The organism is uncultured Boseongicola sp. (assembly GCF_937988555.1).
Lineage (GTDB): Bacteria > Pseudomonadota > Alphaproteobacteria > Rhodobacterales > Rhodobacteraceae > Boseongicola.
On the sequence record NZ_CALJXO010000163.1, the window covers coordinates 1 to 9,428 of the forward strand.

A 9,428-nucleotide genomic window follows, 5' to 3' on the forward strand; every position below is an offset into this window, starting at 1 on the left:
CACATTTGCATTAACCGTTTTTAATTTTACTTCCAACGCAAACAAGCGTGATCGAAGGGTTTACGCCGAGTCGACACCTACATTTCAGCCTTCAAAACCTCAATATGCGCCCTTACCGTCTTGGCAGATATAGGATTTCTAGGATAAGGGCCGCGCGCCAGCATTTCGCCCGGTCCGACCCGTCCGCCAAGCATAGAATCGCACTATCGGCAGGGCCCTGCCGGTCAACCCAAAAAACTTCACAGAATTGTAAAAAACCCCGTTGACGACCACACCTCTCTTGCTTCAGGTTGTGCAGGTCGGTCAGTGAGCCACAATATCTAGTGGTCACGGCGCAGGGATGACAACCAAATCAAAAACGCTCCCCCAAGGGCGATGTAGTGGTCCGTTTGTACGGGCAACGCTTCGATCAAGGTAGTTCCCTCGCCCCTGACCGGCACGAAATAATCGGCGTAAGCCAAAGGCGCGCCACTCTTAAAACGACCTACCACGGGGCAAGTTAATGAAAATAGATCGTTCTTTCACGAAGGCTGGAAAAGACGCCTATGCGTCGCTCGAGTTCACGCACACTGTTTCAGAGATTCGCAATCCAGACGGCACGATCGTTTTCAAACTCGACAATGTCGAAGTCCCGACAACCTGGAGTCAGGTCGCCTCTGACGTCATCGCACAGAAGTACTTCCGTAAAGCCGGCGTGCCTGCGTTGTTAAAGAAGGTTAAGGAGAAGGGCGTTCCTGAGTTCCTGTGGCGTTCGGTCCCCGATACCAAAGCTCTCGAAAAGCTGCCCGAAGAAGATCGCTTCGTCGGCGAAACATCTGCGCGTCAGGTGTTCGACCGGCTCGCAGGCGCATGGGCCTATTGGGGCTGGAAGGGCGGTTATTTCACAAAGGAAGCCGACGCCAGCGCTTACTTCGACGAGATGCGCTTCATGCTCGCCACACAACGCGCCGCACCAAATTCGCCGCAGTGGTTCAACACCGGCCTGCATTGGGCCTATGGCATCGATGGGCCGTCACAGGGCCACTACTATGTCGACTACAAGACCGCCAAACTGACCAAGTCCAACTCAGCCTACGAGCACCCACAGCCCCACGCCTGCTTCATTCAGTCCTGCGCTGATGACCTCGTAAACGAAGGTGGCATCATGGACCTATGGGTTCGCGAAGCACGACTCTTCAAGTATGGCTCGGGCACTGGGACCAATTTCTCAATGCTGCGTGGTGAGGGCGAAAATCTTTCTGGTGGCGGCAAATCTTCAGGCCTTATGGGCTTTTTGAAAATAGGTGACCGTGCAGCTGGTGCAATCAAATCAGGTGGTACAACACGCCGCGCGGCAAAGATGGTGATTTGCGACGCCGACCACCCGGACATCGAAAAATTCATTAATTGGAAGGTAATCGAAGAGCAAAAAGTTGCCTCGATTGTCGCGGGCTCGAAAATGCACGAGCTGAAGCTGAATGGTATCTTTGCTGCCATCGCTGCTTTTGATGGTTCCGCAGAAGGCGCCTACGATCCCGCCGCCAACCCAACACTGAAGGCCGCCATCCGAGACGCCAAAAAGTCAGCAATCCCTGAGACTTACATCAAGCGCGTCCTCGATTACGCACGTCAAGGCTATGCCTCGATCGAATTCCCGACCTATGATACAGACTGGGATAGCGAAGCCTATTCGTCGGTATCTGGTCAGAACTCGAACAACTCGATCCGCGTCACTGACGCCTTTCTGAAGTCAGTCAGGGACGACACCGATTGGGAATTGATCCGCCGCAAAGACGGCAAGGTTGCGAAGACGATCAAAGCCCGCGACCTTTGGGAGCAGGTTGGCCACGCGGCATGGGCCTGCGCGGATCCCGGCATCCAATACCACGACACCGTTAACGCATGGCACACTTGCCCGGAACATGGCCCGATCCGGGGCTCAAACCCGTGCTCGGAATACATGTTCCTCGATGACACGGCCTGTAACCTGGCGTCGATGAACTTGCTCACCTTCTATAAAGACGGCGAATTCCAGACCGACGAATACGTGCACGCCACGCGCCTCTGGACCGTCACGCTGGAAATTTCGGTGATGATGGCGCAGTTCCCGTCCAAGGAAATCGCGCAGTTGTCCTATGACTTCCGCACCCTCGGTCTTGGCTACGCCAACATCGGCGGCCTGCTGATGAACATGGGTTTCAGTTACGACAGCGACGAAGGCCGCGCCCTTTGCGGGGCCCTCACTGCTGTCATGACCGGCGTTTCCTACGCAACATCCGCTGAAATGGCGGGCGAGCTTGGAGCCTTCCCGGGGCACGCGAAAAACGCCGACCACATGCTGCGCGTCATCCGTAACCATCGCCGCGCCGCTTACGGAGAAACCGACGGCTACGAGTTAATGAATGTTAACCCGGTTGCCCTTGATCACGCCAACTGCCCGGACCAGCGTTTGGTGGAATTGGCCAAAGCATCTTGGGACGAAGCACTTAGCCTTGGTAAAAAGCACGGCTATCGCAATGCACAATCCACGGTCATCGCGCCCACTGGTACGATCGGCCTGGTCATGGATTGCGACACGACGGGTATCGAACCTGACTTCGCACTCGTGAAGTTCAAAAAGCTCGCTGGGGGCGGTTACTTCAAAATCATTAACCGCTCGGTTCCCGCCGCTCTGGAAAAGCAGGGCTACGGCTCGGCTCAGATCGAAGAGATCATCTCTTACGCTGTTGGTCACGGCACCATCGGCAATGCCCCGGGCATTAACCATACGTCGCTGATTGGTCACGGATTTGGCGCTGCGGAACTCGAAAAGATTGAAGCGGCACTTCCATCTGCCTTCGACATCCGCTTCGTTTTCAACCAGTGGACGCTGGGCGAAGAATTCTGCACTGGCACGCTGGGCATTCCCACGGCCAAGCTGAACGATCCGTCCTTTGATCTTCTGCGCCATCTCGGTTTCACCAAGAAAGATATCCAGGCCGCCAACGACCATGTCTGCGGAACGATGACGTTGGAAGGCGCGCCTTTCCTCAAGGAAGAGCACTATTCGATCTTCGATTGCGCCAACCCTTGCGGCAAAAAGGGCAAGCGCTTCCTTAAGGTCGATAGCCACATCACAATGATGGCCGCCGCCCAGTCGTTCATCTCTGGTGCGATCTCGAAGACGATCAACATGCCGAACGACGCCTCGATAGAGGACTGCAAAGCCGCCTACGAACTGTCTTGGTCCCTTGGCATCAAAGCCAACGCGCTTTACCGCGACGGCTCTAAACTGTCCCAGCCACTTGCCGCCGCCCTTGTCGAGGACGACGACGAAGCCGCTGAAATCTTCGAGACAGGCTCGACCCAGGAAAAAGCCGTCGTTCTGGCCGAGAAAATGGTCGAAAAGATCATCGTCAAAGAAATCGCTCGTGGTCGCGAGCGGTTGCCCGAGCGTCGCCGGGGCTACACCCAAAAGGCGGTAGTGGGCGGTCACAAAGTCTACCTGCGGACTGGCGAGTACCAGGACGGCAAAATCGGTGAGATTTTCATCGATATGCACAAAGAAGGCGCTGGCTTCCGTGCGATGATGAACAACTTCGCCATAGCGGTCTCGGTCGGCCTTCAGTACGGTGTGCCGCTTGACGAATTCGTTGATGCCTTCACGTTCACAAAGTTTGAGCCAGCCGGGATGGTGCAAGGCAATGATAGCATCAAGAACGCTACGTCGATCCTTGACTACATCTTCCGCGAACTTGCCGTCAGCTACCTCGACCGCACCGATCTTGCCCACGTCAAACCGCAGGGCGTCAGCTTTGACGACCTTGGTCGCGGCGAAGAGGAGGGCAAGCGCAACTTTGAGGAAGTAAACGGTTCACGCGGCGAGGATCCGGTCGATGTTCTGCGCAAGGTCGTCTCCACCGGTTACCTCAGAAACCGCGCGCCTCAGGGCCTGATGGTCGTGAAGGGCGGAGCAGGGGCCACGGCACTTAACTCCGCTGGTGACGCGGTCGCAACGCTTGAAACGCTTGTGCCTAACGTGAAAGCCGAAACCGCACTGAGCTTGGGAACCGTGTCGATGGACCCGCGCTCCAAGGCCAAAATGCAGGGCTATGAGGGCGATCCTTGCGGCGATTGTGGCAACTACACATTGGTGCGCAACGGCACCTGCATGAAGTGCAATACCTGCGGCGGAACGTCTGGGTGTAGCTGACGGAATATGGTGGGGCGGCGATAGCCTCACTTTAAACGGGCTGGGACCTGCGGATTGCGATGCAATCCGCGAGATCCACCCGACGGAACGCAAAAGCGTTTCATTGTACAAGGGGCGGGTGCGCTCGCCCTTGACGCGGGTCAGGCCGCAGGCAAAAAACGAGCGGTAAATATAGATTGAGCCTGACAAGCGAAACTGGGGGTCCTTCGGGGCCCCTTCTTCTTTATCGTCAAACAAGAATCGCGTCCTGCCAATGCGCTAAGCCACGCGGTTGCCAGGGTCTAAGTTACCCAAAGGTAAGCTTCTACAGCCAGGCGGCGAGCGTTTTTCTTTACACTTCCTTAATAATTGCCTCGTTTTGCCCGATTGTTGCCAAGTTAGGGTGTCCATTTGCACAAGGTGGCGAACGATTAGTACTGGAGTTCCGGAATATGAACGCACTTGCTGAAGACTTCTGGAATGCCAATACTGCGCGGACTGCGTCATCAAAACTACGCGTCTGGGAGTCGCACTGGGGATTTAACGTCTCCGAAAAGAAGAAGCGCAAAAACGACCAAAGTATTCTGTCGGAACTTGCGATCAAGCTTGTGGGAATGATGATGATTCCGTCTGCCGGTATCGTGTTGTTTTTGCCAGGCATCCAAAGCCATTCAAGCGGCGTTGCGGTCGTGCAGGCCGCGATGCTTCTGGCTTTCCTTGCCGTCGGGTTTGGTTTGCACCGCTATGCAGACCGAGGTTTTCGCATGAAATTTCAGGTGGATAGCGCACGGAGCGAAATTCGCATCGGCACTCTGAACGCCAAAGACCGTTTTTGTGTGCGCACCATACTGAAGGTGGACGACATTGAAAGCGTCTTCATTGTGCGCTCGAAAGAGCCTAGCAAGCCTGGGCAATTGCGCGTGCGAATGAAAGCCGGCACGCAGACTGTTCCTCTCGCGGAAGGGTCTGAACATTCGCTCGTTCCAATTCTCGAGCGCATCATCCTCACGCTGCAACCCACCCGCGGGCGCAACCGTCGGGTCCGCACCAAAATGACCGGTCAGTTCATTCGCGCGTCTTTCGGGTAATTTTTTCTTGAAATAACCTTCGCATTCGCGTCTTCCCAGAGGCGCGCTGGCGCGCTATCCCATTGTGACACGGACTTGCAGGGAGGCACGCCATGACACAGAATTCCGAAATTGACCCGCACGGCTTGATGGAGTTTTCGGTCGTTTTTACGGATCGGTCGCTTAATCATATGTCAAAGGCGTTTCAGGCGGTGATGAACGATATTTCATCAATGCTGAAAGAGGTTTACGCCGCGAAAGGCGTCGCCATTATCCCCGGTGGCGGAACCTACGGAATGGAAGCTGTCGCGCGGCAGTTCGCCACTGGCCGCAAAGCGCTGGTTATCAGAAATGGTTGGTTTTCCTACCGCTGGACGCAAATATTCGACACTGGAAACATTCCGACAAGCACCACCGTTATGAATGCGCGCCGCACCGGCAATCATCATCAGGCGCCTTTCGCGCCTGCGCCCATTGAAGACGTCACTCGCACTATTGTTGAAGAAAAACCTGATGTCGTGTTTGCCCCTCACGTCGAAACGTCCGCCGGGATCATTTTGCCCGATTCCTATATTCGCGCCGTGGCGGACGCGGTCCATTCTTACGGCGGGCTTTTCGTTCTCGATTGTATCGCCTCCGGCACAATCTGGGTCGACATGGAGGCCACAGGCGTAGATGTGTTGATCTCGGCGCCGCAAAAAGGCTGGAGCGCCTCTCCCGCCGCCGGTCTCGTCATGCTCAGCGATCATGCAATCGCACGAATGGTCGACACGCAAAGCACCAGTTTCGCTTGCGATCTTGGGAAATGGTACCAGATCATGCAGGCCTATGAAGGTGGGGGCCATGCGTATCACGCAACCATGCCGACCGATGCATTGGTCAAATTCCGCGACACGATGCTTGAAACCAAGCAGATCGGGTTCGACACGGTCAAAGCCCAACAACTTGAACTTGGATCGAAAGTCCGCGCGCTCTTGTCTGAGGCGGGCATCCAAAGCGTTGCGGCCTCCGGTTATGAGGCGCCCGGCGTTGTTGTGTCCTACACCGATGATCCTGATATTCAGAACGGCTCGAAATTCGCCGCGCAAGGCATGCAAATTGCTGCTGGCGTGCCGCTTCAGGTTGGCGAACCCGATGATTTTAGAACCTTCCGTCTTGGGCTGTTCGGCCTGGATAAACTGGCCGATGTGGACGGCGCTGTTGCAAAGGTTAAGGCTGCGCTGGACGCCGTGCAGGCCTAAGCGTGCGCTTCTACCGTCATCAGAAACCTTGCGAGGGGTCGGACATTGCTTGACTTCAGTCATGCTTGGAGGGCCCGGCCTTCACCCGACCTGTCGCTTGAACGCGATAATAGCCCCTTACATAGGTGTTTTCCCGCGATTACTCCGTTTCCAAGGCGGCGCGTCCGCACTTTGATATAAGAAATCGGCAAGCATAAAAGAAGCTGAACAGACGGCGTAAATTTCACGAGCCCAAAGGGCGCTGGGTCCATGGATCGCTCATTCAGAGCTGCGAAAGCGAACGGATCGTCGAGCCTGCGAACGCCCGCACGAATGAAATGCCGACGTTACACCGCGTAGCACCGACATCGAAAAAACGACGTTAACTCACAAAATAACAGACCCTTATAGCCAATCACTTCGGCCGACCGAAAAACAACTGCGCGCCTGGATCAATGCCGAGACTTAATGAAGGTCCCATTGTTAAGCTCTTTGATCGCCTGCATCAGCTCTGCCTGGGTGTTCATCACAATAGGCCCATGCCACGCCACCGGCTCCTGCAAAGGCCGCCCCGAAATCAGCAAGAACCGGATGCCTTCGTTCGCTGTGGTGACGCTGATCTCGTCGCCCGTATCAAACCGCACCAAGGTCCGGTTCCCTGACATGTCTCGGATGTTCAATTCCTCACCACGAAACTCTTTTTCCACTCTTACTCCAATAGGTTGCGAGGCGTCCCTAAAGCTTCCCGAGCCTGCAAAAACGTACGCAAACGCATTGGAATACGCATCCACCGGCAAAACTTTTCGCGTATTTGGAGGCACCGAGACATCCACAAACATCGGCTCGGCCGCAATGCCGTCAACCGGGCCCGTCTTTCCCCAGAACTTTCCAATAATGATCTTCACCCGCGTTCCGTCATCGTCAATTATCTCAGGGACATCTGAGCCTTGGATATCCTGATAGCGTGGTTCAGTCATCTTCACCGCACCGGGCAAATTCGCCCAAAGCTGAAATCCGTGCATTCGCCCCGAAACGTCACCCTTCGGCATCTCTTGGTGTAAAATCCCGGACCCAGCCGTCATCCACTGCACGGATCCACGCCGAAGAAGCCCGCGATTGCCAAGGCTATCACCATGCTCAACTTTTCCTTCCAGCACATAGGTAATCGTCTCGATCCCCCGGTGCGGATGCCAGGGAAATCCCTTGCTATAAAGGGCCGGATCATCGTTGCGGAAATCATCCAGCAACAAAAATGGATCACTTTCATCGGGGTCGCCGAAACCAAAAACGCGGTGCAAATGAACGCCCGCACCCTCCATAGTTGGCTGCGCTGTCGAAGTCGATTTTACTGGGCGAAAGGTCATGGCAAAGCTCCGTTAAGCATGTCCATTCATATAACGCAAACGCGCGACAGAGAAACCGTCGCGCGCGCACAAAGCCTGTTAGAAAAGCGGGACCCCTACTTGGAAGCGTCGCCGCGCGACAAAGCTGCAACGCCGGTCCGCGCGACTTCGAGCAATCCCAATGGGCGCATCAGTTCCGCAAAAGCATCAATCTTTTCCGGCGTTCCGGTTATCTCAAACACGAAGCTCTCCAGTGTGGAATCAACGACATTTACTCTGAATATATCCGCTAAACGCAGCGCCTCAACGCGCTTGTCACCGGTGCCGGCAACCTTGAACAAACCCAATTCGCGCTCGACGCTTGGCCCTTCAACGGTCAGGTCATGCACCTCATGAACCGGGACAATCCGCCCCAGCTGAGCCTTGATTTGTTCGATCACCGACGGTGTACCGGTTGTCACAATTGTGATCCGGCTGCGATGCCCTGTGTGGTCGATCTCGGCAACTGTGAGACTTTCGATGTTGTAGCCACGTCCAGAAAACAACCCGACCACGCGCGCCAGAACGCCCGCTTCGTTGTCGACGACAACTGCAAGCGTGTGACGCTCAATTTCTTCAGCGTGCGGGTCGCGAAGGTCATAGGCCGAATGACTTGAAGACCCTTTTTTGATTTTAAGTGGAGACATGGTCTCTCTTCATCCTTTCCAAAAAACCTCGTGGTGATCGTCGCGAAGGGCAGGGCCCCTCACACCATCACCGCGCCCTTGGTGCCGATGGCATCTTTCGTCGATGCATCGCCGAGAAGCATCTTATTGTGCGGTTCACCCGACGGGATCATCGGGTAGCAGTTCTCGTGTTTTGCAACCAAACAGTCAAAAATCACCGGACCTTCGTGGTTCAGCATTTCCATGATCGCGTCGTCCAACTCTGTTGGATCCGAACACAAAATTCCCTTTGCACCAAAAGCTTCCGCCAACTTCACAAAGTCAGGCAGAGACTCGGACCAGCTCTCGGAATAGCGCTCACCATGCAGCAACTCTTGCCACTGACGCACCATGCCAAGTCGCTCGTTGTTCAAAATGAACTGCTTCACCGGCAGGCGATATTGCATGGCGGTGCCCATCTCCTGCATGTTCATCAACCACGAAGCTTCGCCGGCCACGTTGATCACCAAAGCATCGGGGTGCGCCATCTGCACACCGATTGAGGCCGGAAAGCCGTATCCCATCGTACCAAGGCCACCGGATGTCATCCAACGGTTCGGGTCATCAAAGTTCAGGTATTGCGCTGCCCACATCTGGTGCTGGCCGACTTCGGTGCAGATATAGCGAGACGGATGATCCTTGGTCAAAGCCTCCAGCCGCGCCAAAGCATATTGCGGCTTGATCACAGGACCTTCTTGCTTGAACGCCAGACAATCGACCGCGCGCCATTCTTCGATCTGGCGCCACCACCGTTTCACAGAGGCGTTATCGGTTTTTCGGCCGCGCGATTTCCAAAGTCTTAACATATCTTCGAGAACATGGCCTACGTCGCCAATGATCGGCAGCTCCACTCGGATGATCTTGTTGATTGACGACGGATCAATATCCACATGGGCCTTTATGGACCCCGGTGAAAAATCCTGAACCCGACCGGTGATCCGGTC

Annotated in this window: 6 protein-coding genes; 3 read left to right on the forward strand and 3 right to left on the reverse strand. The window is 55.3% G+C overall.

Annotated elements, in window-relative coordinates; genetic code table 11:
• Positions 1-502 precede the first annotated feature (502 nt).
• The 3 genes from Q1B15_RS08830 (at position 503) to Q1B15_RS08840 (ending at position 6,458) form a co-directional block, all read left to right on the forward strand.
• Positions 503-4,171 (forward strand): vitamin B12-dependent ribonucleotide reductase, encoded by a 3,669-nt coding sequence (locus tag Q1B15_RS08830; RefSeq protein WP_299753108.1) that lies wholly within the window; start codon positions 503-505, stop codon positions 4,169-4,171.
• 431 nt (positions 4,172-4,602) lie between these two features.
• Entirely contained in the window at positions 4,603-5,238 is a 636-nt protein-coding gene (locus tag Q1B15_RS08835; RefSeq protein ID WP_299753110.1) for a hypothetical protein, read from the forward strand.
• Positions 5,239-5,330: 92 nt separating this feature from the next.
• Complete coding sequence (locus tag Q1B15_RS08840; RefSeq protein WP_299753112.1) at positions 5,331-6,458, forward strand: aminotransferase class V-fold PLP-dependent enzyme; 1,128 nt, start codon at positions 5,331-5,333, stop codon at positions 6,456-6,458.
• 431 nt (positions 6,459-6,889) lie between these two features.
• On the opposite strand, the gene Q1B15_RS08845 is transcribed toward Q1B15_RS08840, so the two are convergent.
• The 3 genes from Q1B15_RS08845 to Q1B15_RS08855 form a co-directional block, all read right to left on the reverse strand.
• Positions 6,890-7,801 (reverse strand): pirin family protein, encoded by a 912-nt coding sequence (locus Q1B15_RS08845; protein ID WP_299753114.1) that lies wholly within the window; start codon positions 7,799-7,801, stop codon positions 6,890-6,892.
• A gap of 95 nt (positions 7,802-7,896) precedes the next feature.
• Positions 7,897-8,466, reverse strand: a complete 570-nt coding sequence (gene ilvN, locus Q1B15_RS08850; RefSeq protein ID WP_299753116.1) for an acetolactate synthase small subunit — start codon at positions 8,464-8,466, stop codon at positions 7,897-7,899.
• Between the two features lie 59 nt (positions 8,467-8,525).
• Positions 8,526-9,428: thiamine pyrophosphate-dependent enzyme (locus Q1B15_RS08855; RefSeq protein ID WP_299753118.1), on the reverse strand; the 903-nt coding region annotated here is incomplete at its 5' end.